Source organism: Mariniflexile sp. HNIBRBA6329 (assembly GCF_043558645.1).
Classification (GTDB): domain Bacteria; phylum Bacteroidota; class Bacteroidia; order Flavobacteriales; family Flavobacteriaceae; genus Mariniflexile.
Genome location: NZ_JBIFXS010000014.1, coordinates 15,236 through 37,522 on the forward strand (window position 1 = coordinate 15,236; position 22,287 = coordinate 37,522).

General features: G+C 33.6%; 22 protein-coding genes. All 22 read left to right on the forward strand.

Features of this window, described 5'->3' with window-relative positions:
• The first annotated feature begins 104 nt into the window (after window positions 1-104).
• The gene (locus ACGK9U_RS13630; protein WP_394466937.1) at window positions 105-1,274 is read left to right on the forward strand and encodes an FkbM family methyltransferase; all 1,170 of its coding nucleotides are present in this window, start codon (window positions 105-107) and stop codon (window positions 1,272-1,274) included.
• The gene (locus ACGK9U_RS13635) at window positions 1,274-2,344 is read left to right on the forward strand and encodes a DegT/DnrJ/EryC1/StrS family aminotransferase (RefSeq protein ID WP_394466938.1); all 1,071 of its coding nucleotides are present in this window, start codon (window positions 1,274-1,276) and stop codon (window positions 2,342-2,344) included. Before ACGK9U_RS13630 ends, ACGK9U_RS13635 begins: the two co-directional genes overlap by 1 nt.
• Entirely contained in the window at window positions 2,341-3,051 is a 711-nt protein-coding gene (locus ACGK9U_RS13640) for a WbqC family protein (protein WP_394466939.1), read from the forward strand. The genes ACGK9U_RS13635 and ACGK9U_RS13640 overlap by 4 nt, the downstream gene beginning before the upstream one ends.
• The gene (locus ACGK9U_RS13645; RefSeq protein ID WP_394466940.1) at window positions 3,051-3,860 is read left to right on the forward strand and encodes a sulfotransferase domain-containing protein; all 810 of its coding nucleotides are present in this window, start codon (window positions 3,051-3,053) and stop codon (window positions 3,858-3,860) included. The genes ACGK9U_RS13640 and ACGK9U_RS13645 overlap by 1 nt, the downstream gene beginning before the upstream one ends.
• Window positions 3,853-4,806, forward strand: coding sequence for a glycosyltransferase (locus ACGK9U_RS13650; RefSeq protein ID WP_394466941.1), 954 nt, complete (start codon window positions 3,853-3,855; stop codon window positions 4,804-4,806). The genes ACGK9U_RS13645 and ACGK9U_RS13650 overlap by 8 nt, the downstream gene beginning before the upstream one ends.
• 19 nt (window positions 4,807-4,825) lie before the next feature.
• Window positions 4,826-5,674: a glycosyltransferase family 2 protein gene (locus tag ACGK9U_RS13655; RefSeq protein WP_394467010.1), complete on the forward strand. Its 849-nt coding sequence runs from the start codon at window positions 4,826-4,828 to the stop codon at window positions 5,672-5,674.
• A complete protein-coding gene (locus ACGK9U_RS13660; RefSeq protein WP_394466942.1) occupies window positions 5,671-6,378 on the forward strand; it encodes a class I SAM-dependent methyltransferase in 708 nt (235 codons plus the stop codon). Before ACGK9U_RS13655 ends, ACGK9U_RS13660 begins: the two co-directional genes overlap by 4 nt.
• On the forward strand, window positions 6,375-7,466 hold the full coding sequence (locus ACGK9U_RS13665) for a glycosyltransferase (RefSeq protein ID WP_394466943.1): 1,092 nt from the start codon (window positions 6,375-6,377) through the stop codon (window positions 7,464-7,466). Before ACGK9U_RS13660 ends, ACGK9U_RS13665 begins: the two co-directional genes overlap by 4 nt.
• Window positions 7,467-7,915: 449 nt before the next feature.
• Window positions 7,916-8,893 carry an IS110 family transposase gene (locus ACGK9U_RS13670; protein ID WP_394466944.1) on the forward strand — a complete coding sequence of 326 codons (978 nt, stop codon included), beginning with the start codon at window positions 7,916-7,918 and terminating at the stop codon, window positions 8,891-8,893.
• Between the two features lie 117 nt (window positions 8,894-9,010).
• The gene (locus ACGK9U_RS13675; RefSeq protein WP_394466945.1) at window positions 9,011-9,958 is read left to right on the forward strand and encodes a glycosyltransferase family 2 protein; all 948 of its coding nucleotides are present in this window, start codon (window positions 9,011-9,013) and stop codon (window positions 9,956-9,958) included.
• 52 nt (window positions 9,959-10,010) lie between these two features.
• The gene (locus tag ACGK9U_RS13680; RefSeq protein WP_394466946.1) at window positions 10,011-11,066 is read left to right on the forward strand and encodes a glycosyltransferase family 4 protein; all 1,056 of its coding nucleotides are present in this window, start codon (window positions 10,011-10,013) and stop codon (window positions 11,064-11,066) included.
• Window positions 11,059-11,898 carry a glycosyltransferase family 2 protein gene (locus tag ACGK9U_RS13685; RefSeq protein ID WP_394466947.1) on the forward strand — a complete coding sequence of 280 codons (840 nt, stop codon included), beginning with the start codon at window positions 11,059-11,061 and terminating at the stop codon, window positions 11,896-11,898. Before ACGK9U_RS13680 ends, ACGK9U_RS13685 begins: the two co-directional genes overlap by 8 nt.
• Window positions 11,899-11,900: 2 nt before the next feature.
• The gene (locus tag ACGK9U_RS13690) at window positions 11,901-12,812 is read left to right on the forward strand and encodes a glycosyltransferase family 2 protein (RefSeq protein ID WP_394466948.1); all 912 of its coding nucleotides are present in this window, start codon (window positions 11,901-11,903) and stop codon (window positions 12,810-12,812) included.
• Complete coding sequence (locus tag ACGK9U_RS13695; RefSeq protein WP_394466949.1) at window positions 12,802-13,761, forward strand: glycosyltransferase family 2 protein; 960 nt, start codon at window positions 12,802-12,804, stop codon at window positions 13,759-13,761. Before ACGK9U_RS13690 ends, ACGK9U_RS13695 begins: the two co-directional genes overlap by 11 nt.
• Window positions 13,748-14,599: a glycosyltransferase family 2 protein gene (locus ACGK9U_RS13700; protein WP_394466950.1), complete on the forward strand. Its 852-nt coding sequence runs from the start codon at window positions 13,748-13,750 to the stop codon at window positions 14,597-14,599. Before ACGK9U_RS13695 ends, ACGK9U_RS13700 begins: the two co-directional genes overlap by 14 nt.
• Entirely contained in the window at window positions 14,600-15,529 is a 930-nt protein-coding gene (locus ACGK9U_RS13705; protein ID WP_394466951.1) for a glycosyltransferase family 2 protein, read from the forward strand.
• 16 nt (window positions 15,530-15,545) lie between these two features.
• Window positions 15,546-16,760 (forward strand): hypothetical protein, encoded by a 1,215-nt coding sequence (locus ACGK9U_RS13710; protein ID WP_394466952.1) that lies wholly within the window; start codon window positions 15,546-15,548, stop codon window positions 16,758-16,760.
• A 17-nt stretch (window positions 16,761-16,777) separates the two neighbouring features.
• Entirely contained in the window at window positions 16,778-17,788 is a 1,011-nt protein-coding gene (locus ACGK9U_RS13715) for a glycosyltransferase family 2 protein (protein WP_394466953.1), read from the forward strand.
• Window positions 17,789-17,794: 6 nt separating this feature from the next.
• Complete coding sequence (locus ACGK9U_RS13720) at window positions 17,795-18,679, forward strand: glycosyltransferase family 2 protein (protein WP_394466954.1); 885 nt, start codon at window positions 17,795-17,797, stop codon at window positions 18,677-18,679.
• Between the two features lie 88 nt (window positions 18,680-18,767).
• Window positions 18,768-19,928, forward strand: coding sequence for a cytidylyltransferase domain-containing protein (locus ACGK9U_RS13725; protein ID WP_394466955.1), 1,161 nt, complete (start codon window positions 18,768-18,770; stop codon window positions 19,926-19,928).
• Complete coding sequence (locus ACGK9U_RS13730) at window positions 19,921-20,796, forward strand: N-acetylneuraminate synthase family protein (protein WP_394466956.1); 876 nt, start codon at window positions 19,921-19,923, stop codon at window positions 20,794-20,796. Before ACGK9U_RS13725 ends, ACGK9U_RS13730 begins: the two co-directional genes overlap by 8 nt.
• A gap of 13 nt (window positions 20,797-20,809) precedes the next feature.
• The gene (locus tag ACGK9U_RS13735) at window positions 20,810-22,207 is read left to right on the forward strand and encodes a UDP-glycosyltransferase (RefSeq protein WP_394466957.1); all 1,398 of its coding nucleotides are present in this window, start codon (window positions 20,810-20,812) and stop codon (window positions 22,205-22,207) included.
• Window positions 22,208-22,287: the final 80 nt, after the last annotated feature.

A 22,287-nucleotide genomic window follows, 5' to 3' on the forward strand; every position in this document is an offset into this window, starting at 1 on the left:
TAAGAAGGTTATAGATAAATATAATGTGAAAAAGTGAAGCTGGTAGGATATGTTTTTTGGTTTAATTAAAAGAAAATATATTGAACAAAACTAATCAAATGATAATGAGTGATTTTATAAAAGCATTAGATAAAAAAATAATACAATCATTAAAAAACAATTATGGTGTTGAAAATTATGATACATATAGGTTTGGAACATTTCCTTTAAATACTAATAATAATACTTCAAAAGAAAAGAAAAAATGGAGGGATTTAGGTGAACCAAAAAAAATCATCAAAGAATTAAAAAAATTTATCAAAAAGATTATAGGCTATAATTTAGAAAATAAAGCTTATCCAACTTTAGGGCATAATTTTGTAAATCCTTATCTAAATGAGTTTGAAAATATATGGTGTCATATTAGCAAACCAGATAAAAAACTTTTAGTTAGTTTAATTGCATACAGAGTATTAGGGTATAAAAAAGTAAAATTATCCCGAAACAATCCAGAATATTGGGACGCCATAAAAACAGCCACATCTTTAGCAAATTCAGAAGATACCATTGATCCACATTTTATGCATTTTATTTTAAAAAAAATGGATTTAAAATCTATTGGCTTAGATATTAGTTTTTATTATACCGAAAAAGGTTTAGCTACCACCTTTATCATGGAGCAATATGCTTATAAATTGAATGATAAAAGTATCGTTGCTGCTGAAAGTGGCGACACTGTGCTAGATATTGGTGCTTGTTGGGGAGATACCGCTTTATATTTTGCATATAAGGTAGGTGAAAACGGAAAAGTCTATTCATTTGAGTTTATTCCTGATAATCTGAAATTATTTAACCGTAATATATCTTTAAATCCTCACTTCTCTTCGAAAATAGACTTAGTGCCAAATCCTGTATCTAACAATTCGGGAGATTTAATCTATTTTAAGGACCATGGGCCGGGAAGCAAAGTGGAATTTGAATTTTTTGAAGGACATACGGGAACTGCTTCAACGATTTCCATAGATGATTTTGTAAAATCTCATCGTTTAGAAAAGGTTGATTTTATTAAAATGGACATTGAAGGTGCCGAGCCTTTGGCATTAGAAGGTGCCATAGAAACCATTAAAAGGTTTAAACCGAAATTAGCCATTGCGATTTACCATAGTATGAGCGATTTTGTAACCATTCCAAATTGGATATTAAATTTGAATTTGGATTATGAAATTTTTATTGGACATTATACGATTCATGCTGAAGAAACCATTTGTTTTGCAAAACCAAAAAACAGATCTTAGTGATTAACGTAACCAAAACCTTTTTACCACCCCAAGAGGAATACCAAGCCATTTTAAAACGCGCTTGGGATACCGGATGGATGACCAACCGGGGTGTTTTGGTACAAGAACTTGAAACCAATTTAAAAAAATATTTAGGAGTACATAATATACTTACCATGACTAATGGTACATTGCCCTTGCAAATTGCTATTAAAGCGTTGGGTTTGACAGGGGAGATTATCACCACCCCCTTTAGTTATGTAGCCACCACCAGTAGTATTGTTTGGGAAGGGTGCACACCAATTTTTGTAGATATACACCCTGAGTATTTAACCATAGATGAAACCAAAATTGAAGCTGCTATTACCTCAAAAACATCTGCTATTTTAGCTACCCATGTGTTTGGGAATCCTTGTGATGTTGAAGCTATAGAGCAAATAGCCACCAAACATAACTTAAAAGTGATTTATGATGCGGCGCATGCTTTTGGTGTGACTTATAAAGGGCAATCTGTTTTTAATTATGGCGATGTAAGCACTTGTAGTTTTCATGCTACAAAATTGTTCCATACCGGAGAAGGTGGCACCTTATTTTGTAAAGCAAAGTATTTTAAAACCATGTTTTCCCACCACAATTTTGGGCATCAAGGTAAAGAAGCATTTGATGGTGTTGGTATTAATGCCAAAATGAGTGAACCTCAGGCAGCCATGGGTTTAGCAGTATTGCCATACATAAAAACTATTTTGGAACGACGCAAAGAGGTTGTAGCATTTTACAATGAAGCTTTAAAAGAAACCCCTTTGAAAACATTAAAACTTCGAGAACAAACCCAATGGAATTATTCGTACTATCCCATTATATTTAACTCGGAAGCCGCATTGCTTAAGGCCAAAGAAACTTTAGAAAAAAAAGAGATATTTCCTAGACGTTATTTTTTTCCAAGTTTAAATGAATTGCCATATTTAGACTATAATAGTATGCCAGTTTCTGAAGCCATTTCAAGAAAAATATTGTGTTTGCCTATATATGATAGTTTGTTATTAAGTGATGTAGATGAAATTTGTGAACTAATAAAAAAGAGTTTATGACATTGGGTATTATGCAACCTTATATATTTCCTTATATTGGATATTTTCAGTTAATCAATGCTGTTGATACTTTTGTTTTTTATGACGATGTAAATTTTATTAAAGGTGGTTGGATTAATAGGAATAGAATTTTAGTAAACAACAAAGATTTCATGTTTACTATTTCTTTAAAAAATATGAGTTCTTTTTCCCTAATCAAAGAAACTTTGATTTGTGAAAAAAAGTTTCAGAAAAACAATTTAAAATTTTTAAAAACTATTGAACAGTCATATAAAAATGCCCCTTATTTTGAAACTATTTTTCCTTTACTTTATAATTTTTTAATAACAACAAAAGCATTAACTATTTCAGAATTGGCAATGAATAGTATTGTGCTGGTTTCTGGTTATTTAAATTTAAAAACAAAATTTAAAACAAGTTCGCTAGATTTTAATAAAACAAAAGGCCTAGATAAAGCAGAACGCATAATAGCGATTTCTAAAATAGAAAAAGCAATTCATTACATAAACCCTATTGGAGGGGAAATGTTATATAATAAAAAGCAGTTTGTAGCAGAAGGCATTGAAATTAGTTTTTTAAAAAGCAAACCAATAACCTATCAACAATTCAATAATCAATTTACACCTTGGCTTTCTATTATAGATGTTTTAATGTTTAATAGCAAAGAGCAGGTTTTGGATATTTTAAACGAGTATAATTTAATTTAATGCAAAAAATAGCAATACATAGTGTGCCAAGAAGTGGCTCAACATGGTTAGGTAATATATTTAATAGTCACCCACGTCTGGCTTTTAAATTTCAACCATTATTTTCTTATGCATTTAGAGATTATTTAACTCCTTATTCCAATGTAAATGAAATTAATACGTTTTTTGAAGAAATAGTAAATTCTCAAGATGCATTTTTAAATCAACACGATGCGGTATCTAAAAATGCTGTACCTGTATTTGTAAAAGAGAATCGATTAACACATTGTTGTTATAAGGAAGTTAGATACCATTATATTTTGGATAACATGCTTAGTAAAACTGATGATGTTAAATTAATTCTTTTAATAAGAAATCCTTTAGCAACGCTTTATAGTTGGTATAAGGCTCCAAAGGAATTTAAGAAACATTTAGGATGGAATTTTCATGAAGAATGGTTGGATGCTCCTAAAAAAAATTCTGATAAAGAGGAAGAGTTTAATGGATATAATAAATGGAAGGAAGCTTCATTATTGTTTTTAAGGTTAAAAGAAAAATATCCGAAGAACATCTATTTATTGGATTATCAGGATCTTTTAGAAAATCCAGTTAATATAACTAAGCAATTATTTAGTTTTACTGATTTGAGTTATGAAAAACAAACTGATGCTTTTCTTAATATTAGTACAAGTATAAATCATTCAGACGCTTATTCTGTTTTCAAGATTAAAGAAAAAGATAATGATTGGAAATATTTGCCAAGAAATATTATAGACTATATAATTAATGATTTGAAGAATACCGAATTAGAGAAATTTCTTTATGAATAGCTTAAATCCATTAGTTTCTGTTTGTGTGCAAACCTACCAGCATGTAAATTACATCAAACAATGTTTGGATGGTATCTTAATGCAAGAAACTACCTTTCCGATTGAGGTTATTTTAGGAGAGGATGAAAGCAATGATGGTACACGGGAGATATGTATGGATTATGCCAATAAGTATCCAGATAAAATCAAGTTGTTTTTACGCTCCAGAAAGGATGTGATTTATATTAATGGACAAGCTACTGGACGCTATAATTTTATTGAGAATTTAAAAGCCAGTAAAGGGAAGTATATTGCGATATGCGAAGGCGATGATTACTGGACCGACCCTTTAAAATTGCAAAAACAGGTTGATTTTTTGGAGGCTAATCCAGATTACGCCATCCATAGCGGTGCCGCTAAAATTTTAAATGAAAAAGGAGGATCAATACCAGAGGCATTTATAGGGTTACGTGACACTGAAGACTCCTTTACCATAGATGATTTTTTGGGAAAGAATAATTTAATTACCTGTACCGTGTTGTTTAGAAATTGTCTTACCCATTTACCAAGTGAATTTAAAGTTGTTAAGTTTGGCGATTGGTTTTTATATACCATGTTATTACATCAAACAGGGCTAAAAGCTTATAGAGGTACCGATGTTATGGCTGTATACAGGGTGCATGGTAAAGGGCTTATGAGTTTGTTGACCTCTAGAAATTATTTCCAGCAAAATTTCAACCAAGTATTAACCATCAAACACTATGTAGGGTACAAAAAGAACCCTCCATCTGTTATACAATGGCTAAATAATTATTCCATTCCCAAATTTAGGTATGAGTTGGCCCATAACATGTATAAGAATGCCCTAAAAACGTTTTTGTACAATATATTTTATTGTAAGTTTAGAATCTCGGTGCGCCGTTATTTAAGCGTGTTAAAGCATAATAGTTGGCGCATTAAAAATTAATTATAAAATGAAGCAACCCATGGTTTCTGTTTGTGTACAAACCTACCAGCATGTAAATTACATCAAACAATGTTTGGATGGTATTTTAATGCAACAAACCACTTTTCCGTTTGAGGTTATTTTAGGGGAAGACGAAAGCAATGATGGTACCCGTGAGATTTGTATAGAGTATGCTAATAAATATCCAGAAAGAATTAGGTTGTTTTTACGCTCCAGAAAGGATGTTATTTCTATTAATGGCAATCCAACAGGGCGATTCAATATGATTGAAAACTTAAAAAGTTGTCAAGGTAAATATATTGCGTTATGTGAGGGTGATGATTATTGGACGGACCCTTTAAAATTGCAAAAACAGGTTGATTTGTTGGAAAAAAATAAAGATTATAGCTATTGTGGTCATAAATCAAGTACAAAGTCTAATATTGGTATAAATAAAATATCTTTAGAAATTAAGGAATTTGGATTTAAAGAATTGATATTTAAAAATGTTTTAAATACAAGTACTTTGATTTTTAGAAAGAAAGTAATTGAACCTTTGCCTAACTTTTTTAGAACAATTTCAGCCGGAGATTGGGGGTTGCAGTTAATTGCAATAAAAAATAGTAAAGCTTATGTGTTACCTGATTATATGAGTGTTTACAGAGAACATGATAAAGGAATATGGAGTAATTTGGACAGTAAGACAAAATGTTTAAACGGAGTGAAAACTCAAGAAGCGTTTAAACTAATTTATTCAGATAAAGAATCTATTGATTTAATTAACAAGGCTATGGAAAGTAGAAAGAAAGCCTTTGGCATTGTTGAAAGGTCATTTTTAGAAAGTATAGTTGTTAAAATTAAATCGAAGTTAAAATATATATATAGGTGAAAGACTTTACAGATATTCCTTTTTCGATTAACAATTTAGACCGGTATATTATTAGAACGGCAATCTTTAAAGCTTTAAAGGAAACTTTACCTTTATTTAGAGGAACTTTGCTAGATATAGGTTGTGGCAAAATGCCATATAAAAATTATATTTTAGAGCACAGTAAGGTTTCAACCTACACAGGCTTAGATATTGAAAATGCTTTGGAATATGATACAGATGTAAAACCAGATTTTACTTGGGACGGAAAAACCATGCCTTTTAACACCAATAGTTTTGATTGTGCTTTTGCTACCGAAGTTTTAGAGCATTGCCAAGAACCAGAGGTTGTTTTAAGCGAAGTGTATCGGGTTTTGAAACCAGAAGGTTTTTTTTTCTTTACCGTACCATTTTTATGGAATTTGCATGAAGTACCCCATGACGAATACCGCTATACCCCATTTTCTTTGCGACGCCATTTAGAAAATTCAGGATTTAATGATATTGAAATACAAGCAACAGGAGGCTGGCATGCCGCCATGGCGCAAATGTTAGGTTTGTGGGTGCGTAGAAGCCCGATGAAAGCTAATAAACGCAAGTATTTGTCTTTAATTTTAAAACCTATTATTAGGTTTTTGATTAAATTGGATAAAAACACCAAAATAGAGTTTAAAGATGGTCAAATGATAACAGGATTATATGGAACAGCAAAAAAACAATTATGAACATCGCTATTTTTACACCCAATCAAAATCCGTATTCTGAAACTTTCATTCAGGCACATAAAAACCATTTAAAAGGAAAGGTGTTTTATTATTATGGTAGTGATGCCCATATACAACTGGAGGGGCAACAGCGGTTAATGCCTTTATATCGTTATAAATTTTTAAGAGTATATGCAAAACTTTTTAGAAAACCCAGTAGCTATTTATGGCAACAACGCGTGTTGTATAGTTTAAAGGCAAACAATATTGAAACGGTTTTGGTGGAATATGGCACCCATGCCCACGATTTAAAAGACATGCTTAGGGCTTCGGGATTGCCTGTTGCGGTGCACTTTCATGGCTATGATGCCAGTATTGATGGAGTTATTAAAAAGTGTGGAAATTATAAAGAAGTCTTTGCTATTGCTAAAAAGATTATAGTAGTTTCAAAAGTCATGGCGCATAGGTTGTTAGCGTTGGGGTGTCCAGAAGACAAACTTGTTTATAATGTATATGGACCAAACCCCGATTTTGAAACAGTAGTGCCTAGGTTTACTAAAAAACAATTTGTTGCCATTGGGCGGTTTACCGATAAGAAAGCCCCATATTATACCATTATGGCTTTTAAAGAAGTGTTGGAAAGGCATCCTGATGCCCGTTTGTTAATGGCTGGAGACGGTGCGCTGCTAAACATGTGTAAAAATTTGGTTAAGCAGTACCATATTACGGAACATGTTCACTTTTTGGGTGTGGTCACGCCAGAGCAGTACCGTAGTTTATTGGCGGAATCGTTGGCTTTTGTGCAGCACTCCATAACGGCAGATACGGGCGATATGGAAGGCACGCCTTTAGCGGTTTTAGAAGCTAGTGCAGCGGGATTGCCTGTTATTTCCACTATTCACGCAGGTATTCCTGATGTGATTGTGCATGGCGAAACCGGATTGCTTTGCGAGGAGCATGATGTGGAGGCTATGAGTAAACATATGATGATGCTTTTGGATGATTTGGAATTAGCAAAGTCTATGGGTGCTAATGGGAAACGGCATATTAAGGCGCATTTTAGTTTAAAGAGGCATATTGATAGTTTGCAGGATATTTTGTACAGTTGAGTGGTTCTCGATACTATCCCGATGAAATAATCGGGATCACTCGAACTGATTCTCGATACGATTTTCTCATGCTTCGAAAATCACTCGAACTGACATTGGTTTTTGGACAGGCTTAGGGTGACAGCCCTTCGGCAGGCTCAGGGTGACAAGGTTTATAAGACCCAGAAATGAATTAACTTCGTTGAATCTTCGATTTCAGGGTGACAAGTTGTGTGGCGTTTAGGGTGACAACCCTTCGACAGGCTCCTTTAGATTTGTTTTTATAAATTTAAGAAAGAGAAAGGAAATAAAGTGAACTAAGACAGGCTCTGAATTTTAATGTTCAATATGTGATTTAGACTTTACTTCCCTTTCATCAAGAACTCAAATAGAAATTAGGGAAAGACCCATTATCAAGGAGTTAAGTTAATTGATGAATTTCTCTTATCTATCATCTTAAAAGCAAAGTTATGGAAAACATTATTATTGGTATTGACATTAGCAGTAAAACTTTGGACATCTGTGTCAAGCAGCTGCAGAGCATTGAGCATTTTACTATTGAGAACACCCAGAAAGCAATCCATGAATTCTTTAGGCCCTTCACCAAACAAAAGGTTGTTGTTGCCATGGAAAACACGGGCAGGTATAATTGGAACCTCTATGAGGTATTGGAAAGCACTGATTGGAGGGTCTATGTAATCAATCCACTCCATCTGATTAAAAGTTTGGGTTTTGTTAGGGGCAAAAACGATAAAATAGATGCCTATAGAATCGCTGTCTTTATCGAAAAGAACCAAAAAGAAAACGTCCAATGGAGACCATCCCCAAAACCAATCAAACAGTTGAAGGTTTTGATCACTGAGCGTGATTCTAGAATCAAAATGAAACGCAGCCTAAAAAAGCAACAACATGATTATAAGCTAATGAAAACCATAGGTTTGGACAAAGACCTCTTAAATCTCAATCAAGAGATCATTCAAAGAGTTGAAAACCAAATTGCGGTTATTGAAAAGAGAATACAGCAAATAATAGAAGATAATAAAAGTCTTAAAGAACAATCAAAACTCATAAAAAGTGTTCCAGGTGTTGGTAACGTTCTATCTTGGTATATGCTAGCTAAAACCGAAGGGTTTACCAAAATAACAGAACCAAGAAAAATGGCCTGCTTCTCTGGGGTAGTCCCTTTTGAGCACCAATCGGGAAGCTCGATTTACAGAAAACCAAAAGTGTCATTCTATGCTGATAAATCAATTAAAAGCATTCTGCATCTAGGGGCTTTGAGTGCCATAAGGCTTGAAAATGATTTGGGCAATTATTACCGTAGAAAAGTAAGTGAGGGCAAAAATAAAATGTCTGTGTTAAACGCCGTGAGAAATAAAATCATTCACCGTATTTTTGCTGTAATAAAAAACCAAACTATTTATAAAAATAATTTGGTTTTATCATAGAAATCAGGAGGGGTTGTGGGTGAGGTTTAAAGTAAAACTTCAGTATTGTAACTCATTCGCCAACGTTCAAGATTCACCTACAAATTTCCTATATTAGCGGCACTATAAATTAGTGTTATGACCAATACCCCTTTGGTATCCATTATTATTCCCACGTTTAATCGTGCACACCTCATTGGTGAAACTTTAGAAAGTGTCCTCTCTCAAACCTATACAAATTGGGAATGTATTGTGGTAGATGATGGTTCTACAGACCATTCAGAGGAAGTTATTGGCGGGTATGTAAAAACAAATCCTAAGATTCAATATCATAAAAGACCTGAAAATACTATTAAAGGGGCAAGTAGTTGTAGAAATCACGGGTTATATAAAGCCACAGGATTGTATGTGATTTTTCTGGACTCCGATGATGTATTATTGCCAAACTGTGTTACAAACAGGATTCTTAAAATAAAAGAAACTTCTGAAAATTATTTTTGGGTATTTCCTATGGCGATTCAAAATAATGGAAAGAGCAGAGTACAAACTATTCCAAAACGTAACGATTATTTAAAGGCGTTTTTATCTTGTAAGATTCATTGGGGTATTATGTGTACCATATGGGAAATAGAGTTTTTAAAAACCATAGGTGGTTTTAATCCACAATACCCTAGGTTAAATGACCCTGAAATACATGTTAGAGCCATGCTTAGTGCTAATTCTAACTATAGGGTTTTTTATAATGCACCCCATGATAGTGTTTACAAGGAAGCTACTATTAAAAACAAAAATGCCTATGCTTTAAATTATTTTATGGCATTGCAGATGTTTATTCCAGATATGTGTAAACTACTTATTGCCAATAAAAAAAGAACACAAAAGGTGTTGTTAAAAGCGTATTTAAACCATTATATAAAAGATTTTGAAAAATATACACCGTGGAAAAACATGCTGGTTCTTTTAAATACTTTTTATAAAAATAGAGTTATTTTCCTGACAGATTATTGTTACAGAATGGGTAAATATTTGCTTTTAAAACTTTTTACAGTAATTTTGAAAAAGCTAAAAGTAAGCAACACAGGATAAAAAAATAATACCTGAATACATACCCAAAAAACCATAACCCAAAACCTAAAATTTGTTTTCTAAAAGAATTGCCATATTATTTATTCCTTACCATCATATAGGAGGTGCAGAGCGTGTTCATTTGGAGATTATTAAATCCTTGAAATTTAAACCGTTTGTTTTATTTGACAGAACAGATGGCTCTGTGTTGTCTGATGAATTTAAACACCATGCGTTTTGCTTTTTTGTTACTAATTCCAATAGAAAGAACTATGTTATAAAAGGGCTAAGATTGTTGTCTTATTTAAAGCCATTAACCTTATTTGGTTGTAACAGCCCTTTTTTTTACCAAGTGATACAGCAAATTAAAAAAAATGTCAAGACCATAGACCTAACACATGCATTTTCGTATGCTGATAACGGCATAGAGATAATATCGTTGCCTTATGTACATCTATTGACCCATAGGGTTGTGATAAACAATAAGACCCTTCAGGATTATAAGGATTTATATGAAAAAAATGGGTTGGAAAGCCATTTATTGAAAAGGATTTCTGTTATTCCCAATGGGGTTTCCATTGGAGCATTTCATGAAGAGCTCATTTTTTCAAGATTTAATACGTTTACAATAGGCTTTATTGGCAGAAATTCAGAAGAGAAACGTCCGAAACTTTTTTTTGAAATTGTTAAACATTCCAGTCACCAGATCAAGGTTATTGGAGACCATTTTGGTGGTTTTAAAAAAAGCTACCCTAAAGTATCTTATTTAGAAAATTGTAATGACCCCAAAAAGGTACGTAGCGAATTTTCAAAAATCTCCGTCTTGATAGTTCCGTCAATCCGCGAGGGTTTTCCTTTGGTCATTATGGAAGCCATGGAATTGGGGATTCCTGTTATTTCTACCAATGTGGGCAGTATTAATGAACACGTTATAAATGACTATAATGGGTATATCGCCCAAGATAATTCTGAACATGCATTTTTAAATTTTGCCCAAGATAAGATTTTGCAACTTTCTGAAGATATGGAATTATATAGTAAATTAGCTCATAATGCAAGGGCTTATGCCGTTTCACATTTTGGTTTAGAAGCATTTAAAGAAAAATATAACCGATTATTTTATGATTAAAGTCTCCATCATCGTTCCGTGTTACAACCATGCCCAGTATTTGGATGAGGCATTGCAATCTGTTAAGGAGCAAACATATAGCGATTGGGAATGCATTATTGTTGATGATGGGAGTCCAGATACTACCGCATTGGTTGCAAACGGATGGATAGAAAAAGATGACCGATTTAAATATGTGCATCAAGAAAACAAAGGGTTGGCTAGTGCCCGAAATTATGGTATCAGCCAATCTTCTGGCATATTTATATTACCCCTGGATGCCGATGATACCATTTCTAAAGATTATTTAGCAAAGGCACTTGGTGCGTTTCAAGAGGATGCTTCGCTAAAAGTGGTGTACTGCAAGGCGGAAAAGTTTGGTATGGAGACAGGTGCTTGGGAATTAAAGCCCTTTTCCCTTTTTAATTTGAGCCAAGAAAATATGATATTTTGTTCTGCATTATTTAGAAAAACGGATTGGGAAACAGTGGGTGGTTATGATGAAAACATGCGTTATGGCTGTGAAGATTGGGAATTCTGGATTTCGTTATTAAAACATGGCGGTACCGTAAAACAATTGGACAGCGTAGGCTTTTATTATAGAACACATGACGTTTCCATGATTAAACGTATAGAAGATAAGCATTACCAGTATTTACTGGACTATTTAAGTGTGAAACATGCCGATTTTTTTGTTGCGCAACAAGGCTCTTTTTTTACATTACAAACTAAACTTGAACAAGTTAAAAAGGAAGCATTAAACAAACTGAAAAGTGAAAAATATGTGATAGATGTTTTTTGTAAACGATTTTTTGGTTTTACAGTGTTTGGTCTTTATAAAAATGAATTGTAACTATGTTGGCCATTATTATTCCTTTTTATAAACGTACTTTTTTTAAAGACACGCTGCAATCGTTGGCGAACCAAACGGACAAACGGTTTAAGGTGTATATTGGCGACGATGCGAGTGTAGAATCGCCTCAATCGTTATTGGAGGACTATAAAGGCCAATTTGATTTTGAATATCACCGATTTGATGAGAATTTAGGAGGCGAGCAATTGGTAAAACAATGGGAACGCTGTATTGATTTAGCCAAAGATGAATCATGGTTTATGGTTTTGGGCGATGATGATGTTTTGGGAACCAATGGTGTTGCAGCATTTTATAAGCACCTCCATGATATTGAAGAAGCAAAATGCCAAGTGGTGCGATATGCAACCGTTGTAATTAACGATTTGAATGTATCCACAACCAAATTATATACACATCCCAAGTTAGAAAAGGCAACCGCTTTTTTTTATAGACGCTTTACCAATAAAACCCGTAGTTCGTTATCAGAATACATATTCCATAAAAAAGCCTACGATAGCATTGGGTTTTACAATTACCCATTGGGGTGGTTTACCGACGATAGGGCTTGGTTAGAATTTTCCGAATTTGGGAATATCTATACCATAAATGATGCTACCGTAAGTTTTAGGCTGAGTACCGAGAACATTTCCAGACATGATTTCAAACTTGAGGAAAAAGCACAGATTAGATTGCAGTTTTTTAAATTCATCATATCAAAGCATGTTTTAAAATTTACAAAGCCTCAGCAAAAACACCTTACGTTATACTATGAACAATTGGTTTATAAACATGGGAAGGCAACCTTTTCTTTTTGGACTTTGGTATTTTTATCTTTTTTAAAACAACTAGATGTGGTGCAATGTGTTAAATTTACAAGACGGATGTTCATCCATTTAAAAAACCATGACCAGTAGCCAACCTAAAATATCCATTATTATACCTGTCTTTAATAGGGGGACTTTATTGCCCTATACGTTAGATAGTATTTTGTTGCAAACATATACCGATTGGGAATGTATTTTGGTAGATGATTTAAGCACCGATGACAGTTTTTCTGTGATGGAACAGTACCAGAAAAAAGATAAACGATTTAAAATCTACAAGCGCCCTGAAATCGTAAAAAAAGGTGCTAATGCTTGTAGAAATTACGGGTTTTTGCAAAGTTTAGGTCTATATATTAAATGGTTTGATAGCGATGATATCATGTTGCCCAAGCATCTTGACATTGCCTATAAGACCTTAGTGGATGAGGGATTGGATTTTGTAGTAACGGACACTATTAATTTTAGCCATGAAACAGGTGAGTTATTAGACAAGCCTTATGACTTTGATAGAAATACAGCTGTAGTTTCTTCTAAAAATTTTGCTCAGCATGCTATGGGTTGGATAACCGATGATTTTTTGGGGACTCGGAGCATTGTTGAAAACATAAGGTTTAACGAGCACATCATAACTGATGGCGACGAGTACAATTTTTTTGTTACATTGCTACAGCAGCCATTTAAGGGACGGTTATTACTAGATGTTTTAACCCATAGACGAATTCACAATGCGTCGCTTACAAAAATCAATGATGAACATTCCAAAGCATATGTATCCAAAATTGCTACTATAAAATACCAAACCGCTAAGGATTTAGTGGTTTATAAGGATACGGAATTAATAAAATGGTTTTTGTCGGGGTATATGCAGAACGCTTATAAAAATGCTTTGTTAAAACAACACGTGCCCTATACAAAACCTGCTTTTACATTAATTTGCCATTATTTTTCGGTTTTTAAAGGCTGTGTTTTTGTAATGGCCTTGTTTATGGCCAGATATTTTAATAAAGGTTATCATGTTATGAAATATGCAAGAAGTTAAAGTACACAATAAGCCATTAATATCTGTTGTAATAGCTTGTTACAATGATGCTGATTTTATTGAACAATCGGTAGCATCGGCATTACAACAAACTTATCCTCATATTGAAGTTATTATTATTGATGATGGTTCAAACCAAACAACCAAAAACGTTTTAAAAGCGATTGAGCCTAAAATAACGAAGCTAATTACCCAAAACAACCAAGGACAAAGCACCGCTAGAAATGTAGGCATTAAACAAGCTAAAGGCGACTACATATTGGTGCTGGACTCTGACGATTATTTTGAACCCACTTTTTGCGAAAAGGCCATGTTGCATTTTGAGCAAGATGGTGCTGTTAAAATTGTTACGTCAAACGTTACACGTTTATTGCCCAATGGAGAAAAAGAACTTTTTAAACCTTGTGGCGGCACTATAAAAAACTTTTTAAAATTTAACTGTGCTACGGGTAGTGCCCTGTTTAAGAAATTAGATTGGGAAGCAGTAGGTGGTTATGATGAGGCCATGAGGCAAGGCTTTGAAGATTGGGAATTTTACATACGTTTGGTAAAAGGAGGAGGCAAAGCTTACATAATACAAGAAGCTCTTTTTAATTACAGAGTTAAGGAACATTCCACATCGACTAGAGCAAATAAAATCAAGTATTCTTTATTGCAATATATCTATTTTAAGCACAAAGACTTATATGTATCCAATTTTGAATTGTTTGTCAATTTTTTGTTGTATAAAATTGAAGCGGAAGAGATAAGTAAAAATAATAAAGTGAAAAAAGTGGAATTCAAATTAGGAAACGCTATTTTGAGGCCTTTTAGATATGTTAAATCATTATTACAATAAATGAATCCAATAGTATCCATCATTATGGCGACCTTTAATAGATCACAATATATTTTGGAATCCATACAATCCATACAAAACCAAACCTTTAAAGATTGGGAATGTCTTGTTGTTGATGATGGCAGCACCGATAATACAGCGGACGTTTTAGCCCCCATTGTCGCTAAAGACAAACGGTTTAAGTATGTTAGTAGACCATCAAATTACCAAAAAGGATTGCCAGGAAGTAGGAATTTTGGTTTAGACATTGCCAATGGCGACTTTGTTATTTTTTTTGATGACGATGATATTGTGCATCCCCAAAATTTAGAGTTATGTGTCAAGGAATTGTCTAAAGACCCAAACATGTCCTTTTGTAGGTATGTTAGTAAGGTGTTTAAAGGCCAATTTGATTATCATTTTGAGTATTCAAAAGACTATTCGTTTTTTTATCTTGACGTTAAAGATTTAGAAAGAATTTTAAAAAATGAGCTTCAAATTAATTCTTGTTCAGCTATGTGGAGAAAAGAGTGTTTTCAAAATAACAGATTTCAGGAATACTTAATGTATGCTGAAGAATGGGAATTGTATACAAGACTGATTTCTATAGGATATAAAGGTATTTCCATTGAAAAATGTTTGTTTTACGGTAGAAAGCATCCGGATTCCAATACCGGGGAATTTTACAATCATGACCCCATTAGAAGAGCATCATATGCAGATGCCATCCAGTTAGTGGTTGCAAACCTAAAAGAAAAAGATTTGGTGTCGGATGAAATGGTACGTTATTTTATACAAATATCATTAAAACACAAAGAATATGCATTGTTTGAACGGATTTTAGATACCTTGGAGTTGGAAGCATTTGAAAAATTGAAATGGAAATTGTTTTATAGACAATTACCATTACGATTGTTTTTTTATAAAATTAAAAAACGGCTTTTAAATTAAGCCAATCTTTCGTTTAATGAAATTTCTAATAATAGAACAAGACTTAAAAGTATCAGGTACAAGTCAAGGAATTATTTCCCGATCCTTTATTGCAAAACTAAGGATTGCTTATCCTGATGCAATTATTGATGTGGTGTATTTAAAACAAAGTGAAAGTGATGACCAACTTCATTTGTTACCTGCAGATACTATTGAAACGCATGTACTAGATTTAAAAGTGCCATGGCTAATTACATGGTATAATAAGATTTATTGGAGATTGTTTCATGTGTCTCTATACCAGCGTTATAGGCAAAATGTGTATGGTAAGTATATTGCTAAAATAGACTTTGAGCCCTATGACCATATCTTTATTAGGAGTGCGGGTTTAGAGCATGAAACCCTTTTGGGAGCCAAAGATTTGCCTATTTTAAAAAAGGCGATTGTAACTTTTCACGAACCTTATCCTATATTTTGGTGTTCAGGTAGCCAAAATGAATTGACTAATTTGGAACTTTTTAGGATGAAGGAAATGCAAAAAGTGGTATCTCAGGCTAAATTTGGATTGGCAACGGCAAACTTGGCACAAGACATGCAGTATTTATATGGGTCACGAACCCAATTTTTTGCATTGCCACATCATTATGATTCATCGGTATTCGATTTATCCAATCATAAACACACATTTAAAAAGAACAAAAAAATTACCATTTGTTATCATGGAGCCATTCAATTTGGAAGAAACATTTGCGAGCTTTTGGATGTTTATCAAGAATTAGTGTGTTCAAACGAGCTATACAGGGAGCACACCGAATTTATTTTGAGGTTGAAGAAAAGGAGTGATATAGATTTTTTAAAAGATAGGTATTCGAATAATGATAATATTATTGTTTTGGGTTCTATGGATTTTTCAAATGCAGCTTTTGAGCAAATTAATTTGGCAGATATTAATATTATGTTGGAAAATGGACCGCTCTATTGTAGTGTTTTATTGGGTAAAGCACCATTTTTGGCTGCCTATAATAAGCCCGTATTAACAATTTCTCCAATTAGAAGTGATTTGCGAACTATCATTAAAGAAGAAAAATATATTGCCAGTTATAATAATCCAAAGGAAATTAAACAGAAACTTGAAGAGTTGATACAGGACAGATTAGAGTCGAACGCACCTGTTTATCCATTTGGGGATTATTTTAGTGATGCCAATTTTAAAATAATGCTGGATAAGGTGCTTAAGGCAGTAAAAGATTAAAACATGATAATGAAACTATGAGAAAATTGGCGGTTTTATTACCTACCTACAATGCGGCTCCTTATTTAAGGGAAAGTATTGGATCTGTATTAAACCAAACGTTTAAAGATTTTGATCTTTATATCTATGATGACTGTTCGATAGATGACTCCTATAAGATTATTCATTCTTATGAAGACCCTCGGATTTTTTATATAAAAAACGACCAGAATATAGGGCTTACAAAAACACTAAATAGGGGATTGGCGTTTTTGCTTCCACAATATGAATACTTAGCGAGAATGGATGCGGACGATTGGTGCTTTCCAGGACGATTTGAAAAACAACTTCATTTTTTAAATACGCATCCTGATATTGTTATGTGTGGTACGCAAGGGTATTGGTTAAAAGATTTGTCTCTGCATCCTAAAGACGGTTGGACTTACCCAACAGCTTCGGCATATATTAATTATAACTTGCTTTTTGGAGCTACGTTTGGTCATTCATCCGTTATTTTTAGAAGCAAAAACATATTGGAGCACGATTTACGATATGATGAATCAAAAATAAATTGTCAGGATTGGGACCTATGGACTCGGATGTCTAAAATTGGAAAGATGGCCAATTTACCAGATTTTCTTATGAAGTACCGCATTTTGCAATATAGTAACCATCGCTCACCCGAAAAACAGAATATACATTTTGAATACCGTTCAAAAATTATTGCTTCTTATTGGGCTGATTTTGGGTTTTCATTTTCAGAAACCGACATACATGCGTTGTATTATTCAGAAAACAAAGTTGACTATCCTGTTTTTGTTTGTAAAGTTGAAAAATTGATAAACGCTTTTAATGGTGTTTTCCATCAAAGCAAGTCAGAGCTATCAAAAATAGACCAAAAACAGTTTAGTTATAGGCTAGCTAGACATGTTTTAAGTTATTGGAAACGTTCGGGCGTGAGCAGATTACATCCAATGGTTTGGTTTTTTATTATAAATAACATAACATTTATGAATAAAATGAGATTAGTAAAAAGTTTAATACGATAATAATTCATGCAGGCATCCATTTTAATTGTTTCAAAAGACAGAAAGGAAGAACTTGAAAAAACCTTGTTAACGCTTAAAGGATTAGTTGATTTGTCAAGTCAGGAGGTTCTGGTTTTTTTGGATGGTTGCACCGACGGCTCCTTAGCTTTAAAAGAAAGCTTTAAATGGGTAGCATGGTATGAATCAAATAGAACCATTGGAGCCTCAAGAGCGAGACATATACTCTATGCTAAAGCCAGAGGCACTATATTCATTGGGTTTGATGATGATGCCCATCCTTTAAATGCAAACTTTGTAGCATTATCCCAACAACTTTTTAATGAGTTTCCCAATGTTGGTGTATTAGCATTTGAAGAAATTAAAGGAGTTTTTAATTCGGATGAAGCGGCTTTAAAACTTAAACCAGAGTTGATTGAGGAATATGTATGCCGTGAATTTGTAGGCTGTGGATTTGCTATACGTAAAGATGTTTATGAAGCTACCAACGGCTTTCCGGTTTGGGTAGATATTTACGGAGAGGAATCCTGTTTGTCCATTGAAGTATTGTCAAAAGGGTTTGATATTCTTTACACAAATAGGATTACGGTCAATCATAGAATTGATAAAGTACAACGATTGCAACAGGGTAGGAATTATTTTAGATTTGGAAAACAATTAAAAAACACAGCGTTTTATTATATCATATATCATCGATTTCCATTTGTAAAGCTAGCAAAATTATTTTGGCATAATTTTAAAAAATATGGATGTAGCGATTGGGACTATTTTAAAATCTATTTTATAGCCTTATTTAGGATGCTGATTTTTTTACCACAATTGGTAAAGTATAGAAAGCCTGTGGACGACGTTATTTTAAAAAAAAGCAGTTTATTGCCAAATCCTAAATACTAACAAATTTTAAATAGGTTATTCTAATTATGGAATTACTTTTTAAACACTAATGAAATCTATATATTTGATTTTTATTAAACACTAACCAATGAAAAAATTAGGGTTGATACCACTTCGTAGAGATTCCAAAGGTATTTCTGGAAAAAATAAAAAAAAAATGTTAGGTCGACCTTTATTCTCATGGGTGCTTACGGAGGCTGTTTTTTCAGACTTGGACGTCGTATATGTTTTTACCAACGATTTAGAAATAATCGATTATATTAAAAAAGAGTACCGTTGGACCCCTAAGATTGTAGCTTTATTGCGAGATGAGGAACATGCCAGTGATACCGCTACGACCGAAAGTGTTATGCAAGAGTTTGCCGAAAAAATAGACTACGATTTTTCAATTTTATGTTTGCTACAAGCAACATCTGCTTTTACTCTCGCAATTGATATCAATGAGGTGTTAGCAAAAATTATATCCAAAACATGTGATTCTGCTTTGAGCGTGGTAAGAACCCATCGTTTTACATGGAACGATAATGGCACCGCACAAAACTATGATATTTTTAAACGACCTAGAAGGCAGGATTTTGAAGGCTTGCTGATTGAAAATGGCGCTGTGTACGGTACCACTAAAGAGACTTTTTTAGAATCAAAAAACAGGATAAGTGGCCGTATAGGCTTGGTTGAAATGCCCGAGGAATCCTTAACTGAGATTGATAGTGCTACCGATTGGGTTATTGTGGAAACTCTTTTGGCTGATAGGTTAAAAAGACATAAAAGCAATCAAAAAATCACCTATTTAGTTTTAGATGTCGACGGCGTATTCACTGATGGGGGCATTTATTACAATGCCGATGGTGAAATGGCAAAAAGATTTGATATGCGTGATGGTATGGGATTGGAAATTTTAAGACAACATGGCGTTGAGGTCATGGTACTCACTTCTGAAAATTCTGAACTTGTTGCCCAACGCATGAAGAAACTACAAATACAGGATACTTTTTTAGGAGTGAAAGACAAATATTTATTTTTAAAAAACGTTTTGGAGGCAAGGAATTCCGACTTTCAAGCCGTGGCTTATGTTGGGGATGATGTTAACGATTTGGCTAACATCTGTGCTTCAGCTTGGTCTTTTGCACCAGCAAATGCGATGGCCATTGTACAGCAACATGCTGATATTGTATTAAAAAACCCTTCGGGCGCAGGAGCGATAAGAGAAGTATGTGAATTAATTTTAAAGTATAACAAACGCTATGAGTAACTATAAGGAACCCTATGTGATTGCCGAAATAGGATGTAATCACAAAGGGGATATGGACATTGCGAAAGAGCTTATAAAAGTGGCTAAAATATTTTGTAATGCCAATGCGGTTAAATTTCAAAAACGGAATAATAAAGAATTGTTGACTGAAGAGCAGTATAACCAACCGCATCCAAATCCTGCTAATTCGTATGGTAAAACATATGGGGAGCATCGCGAGTATTTAGAGTTTGATGTGGAGCAGCATCAAGAACTGAAAGCATATTGTGAAGCAATTGGTATAACATACTCAACATCAGTTTGGGATGTTACTTCTGCAAAAGAAATAGCATCTTTAAACCCGGAATTTATTAAAATACCATCAGCATGTAACAATAACACGAAGATGTTGGAGTGGCTATGCGAAAATTATCAAGGAGAACTTCATATTTCAACGGGTATGACCACTAAAAATGAAATTGAAGACTTGGTTCAGTTTTTTAAAAAATTTAATAGAAATAAGGATTTAGTGCTTTACAATTGTACGTCGGGGTATCCCGTTCCATTTGAAGATGTCTGTCTTCTAGACATCAATGTACTGATTGAAAAGTATAAAGACGATGTAAAACACATTGGGTTTTCTGGCCACCATTTGGGAATAGCGGTAGATGTGGCAGCCTATACTTTGGGGGCAAATATTATTGAACGCCATTATACCATTGATAGAACTTGGAAAGGCACCGACCACGCCGCATCGTTAGAGCCTATGGGACTTAGAAAACTGTCAAGAGACTTAAATGCTGTATATAAAGCGCTTAATTTTAAATCAAAAGATATTTTGCCTATTGAGCAAGTGCAGCGCGATAAACTTAAAAATCAAAAAGGATAATTAACGATTGATAATGAAAAAAAAAATATTCGTTTTTTTTCCGGATGGTGTTGGTTTAAGAAATTTTGCATTTACTGATTTTAAACAAATTGGTGAAAATATGGGTTTTGATATCCATTACTGGAACAATACTGTTTTTTCATTAAAAGACAACTTGGGTTTTAATGAAGTTAAGATTGAAAATCATAAAACACACCCATTAACGCCACTATATTTAAGAGCCAGAAAGCATGTAGAACTGAATGTGTCTCAAAAAAAGTTTAATGATAATGTGTATCCAACCTACAAATTCCCGTTTAATTATAATGGGTTGAAGAATACACTTAAAACTTTATATATAAAGCTGTTAATTGGTTTAAATAATTCTGAAAAGGGGATTGAACGCATTCGAAAGAAAATAAATGAGTTAGAACGTTCTACTTCAAAATACAACTACTGCAAAGCACAACTTTTGGAGCATAAACCAGATTTGGTATTTTGTACCACCCAGCGCGCATCACAATCTATCAGTGCTTTATTGGCAGCCAAGGATTTAGGAATTCCAACGGTAGCTTTTGTATATTCTTGGGATAACGTCCCCAAAGCCATGCAAGTGGTAGAAACCGATTATTATTGCGTATGGAGCAATCTAATGAAAGCTGAAGTTTTACAATACTATCCATTTGTAAAAGAATCACAGGTTTTTGTTACCGGAACACCGCAATTTGAACCCCATTTTGATACAACGTTATTAGAACCTAGAGAGTCTTTTTTTGCACAATATGGTTTAGATGTGAATAGAAAATACATCTGTTATTCGGGTGATGATGAAACTACATCGCCACTGGACCAATATTATTTAGAAGATTTGGCAAACGCGGTTAGAAGTTTGAACAGTAAAGGATATAACTTAGGTATCATTTACAGAAAATGTCCGGTTGATTTCACCCAAAGATACAACGCCGTTATAGCAGCTAATAAAGATATTATTGAAGTTTTGGATCCCATCTGGAAACAGGTAGGTAGTATTTGGAACGAGGTGTCGCCAGCCAAAGAAGACTTTAAAATGTTGTACAATGTATGTGAACATAGCGCTTTTGTCACGAATGTATGTTCCTCAACCGTATTTGATTTTGTGTTACACCATAAGCCTTGCATCTATTATAACTATGAGCAACCGCAATTAAAAAAGGGCATTCGTGATATTGGACAAAATTACAACTATGTCCATTTTAGAAGTATGCCGAGTAAACAAGCTGCTATATTTTGCACAGACAAAAAAGACTTAGAAGATTTGGTAAAACAGGTGATTGATGGTGAATTAACAAATGTAGCCGAAGGTTTAAAATGGTTTGAACGGGTTGCTGGTAAAACACCTAAAAAAGCTTCAGAAGCGATATGGTTAACAATTAAAAATATTTTAAATGAGTAATAGCCAAAAATAATATTCTTATTTTCCAAGGACTAGTCATAATTTTACTTCAAAAGAATTTAAAATATTTACAAACCATG

Coding starts and splice junctions, on each gene's coding strand:
- ACGK9U_RS13685 (WP_394466947.1), top strand. CDS start 11,059: ATGATTAAAGTCTCCATCATCGTTCCGTGTTACAACCATGCCCAGTAT.
- ACGK9U_RS13665 (WP_394466943.1), top strand. CDS start 6,375: ATGAACATCGCTATTTTTACACCCAATCAAAATCCGTATTCTGAAACT.
- ACGK9U_RS13710 (WP_394466952.1), top strand. CDS start 15,546: ATGAAATTTCTAATAATAGAACAAGACTTAAAAGTATCAGGTACAAGT.
- ACGK9U_RS13650 (WP_394466941.1), top strand. CDS start 3,853: ATGAATAGCTTAAATCCATTAGTTTCTGTTTGTGTGCAAACCTACCAG.
- ACGK9U_RS13630 (WP_394466937.1), top strand. CDS start 105: ATGAGTGATTTTATAAAAGCATTAGATAAAAAAATAATACAATCATTA.
- ACGK9U_RS13705 (WP_394466951.1), top strand. CDS start 14,600: ATGAATCCAATAGTATCCATCATTATGGCGACCTTTAATAGATCACAA.
- ACGK9U_RS13645 (WP_394466940.1), top strand. CDS start 3,051: ATGCAAAAAATAGCAATACATAGTGTGCCAAGAAGTGGCTCAACATGG.
- ACGK9U_RS13670 (WP_394466944.1), top strand. CDS start 7,916: ATGGAAAACATTATTATTGGTATTGACATTAGCAGTAAAACTTTGGAC.
- ACGK9U_RS13700 (WP_394466950.1), top strand. CDS start 13,748: ATGCAAGAAGTTAAAGTACACAATAAGCCATTAATATCTGTTGTAATA.
- ACGK9U_RS13695 (WP_394466949.1), top strand. CDS start 12,802: ATGACCAGTAGCCAACCTAAAATATCCATTATTATACCTGTCTTTAAT.
- ACGK9U_RS13640 (WP_394466939.1), top strand. CDS start 2,341: ATGACATTGGGTATTATGCAACCTTATATATTTCCTTATATTGGATAT.
- ACGK9U_RS13720 (WP_394466954.1), top strand. CDS start 17,795: ATGCAGGCATCCATTTTAATTGTTTCAAAAGACAGAAAGGAAGAACTT.
- ACGK9U_RS13675 (WP_394466945.1), top strand. CDS start 9,011: ATGACCAATACCCCTTTGGTATCCATTATTATTCCCACGTTTAATCGT.
- ACGK9U_RS13655 (WP_394467010.1), top strand. CDS start 4,826: ATGGTTTCTGTTTGTGTACAAACCTACCAGCATGTAAATTACATCAAA.
- ACGK9U_RS13725 (WP_394466955.1), top strand. CDS start 18,768: ATGAAAAAATTAGGGTTGATACCACTTCGTAGAGATTCCAAAGGTATT.
- ACGK9U_RS13715 (WP_394466953.1), top strand. CDS start 16,778: ATGAGAAAATTGGCGGTTTTATTACCTACCTACAATGCGGCTCCTTAT.
- ACGK9U_RS13690 (WP_394466948.1), top strand. CDS start 11,901: ATGTTGGCCATTATTATTCCTTTTTATAAACGTACTTTTTTTAAAGAC.
- ACGK9U_RS13735 (WP_394466957.1), top strand. CDS start 20,810: ATGAAAAAAAAAATATTCGTTTTTTTTCCGGATGGTGTTGGTTTAAGA.
- ACGK9U_RS13730 (WP_394466956.1), top strand. CDS start 19,921: ATGAGTAACTATAAGGAACCCTATGTGATTGCCGAAATAGGATGTAAT.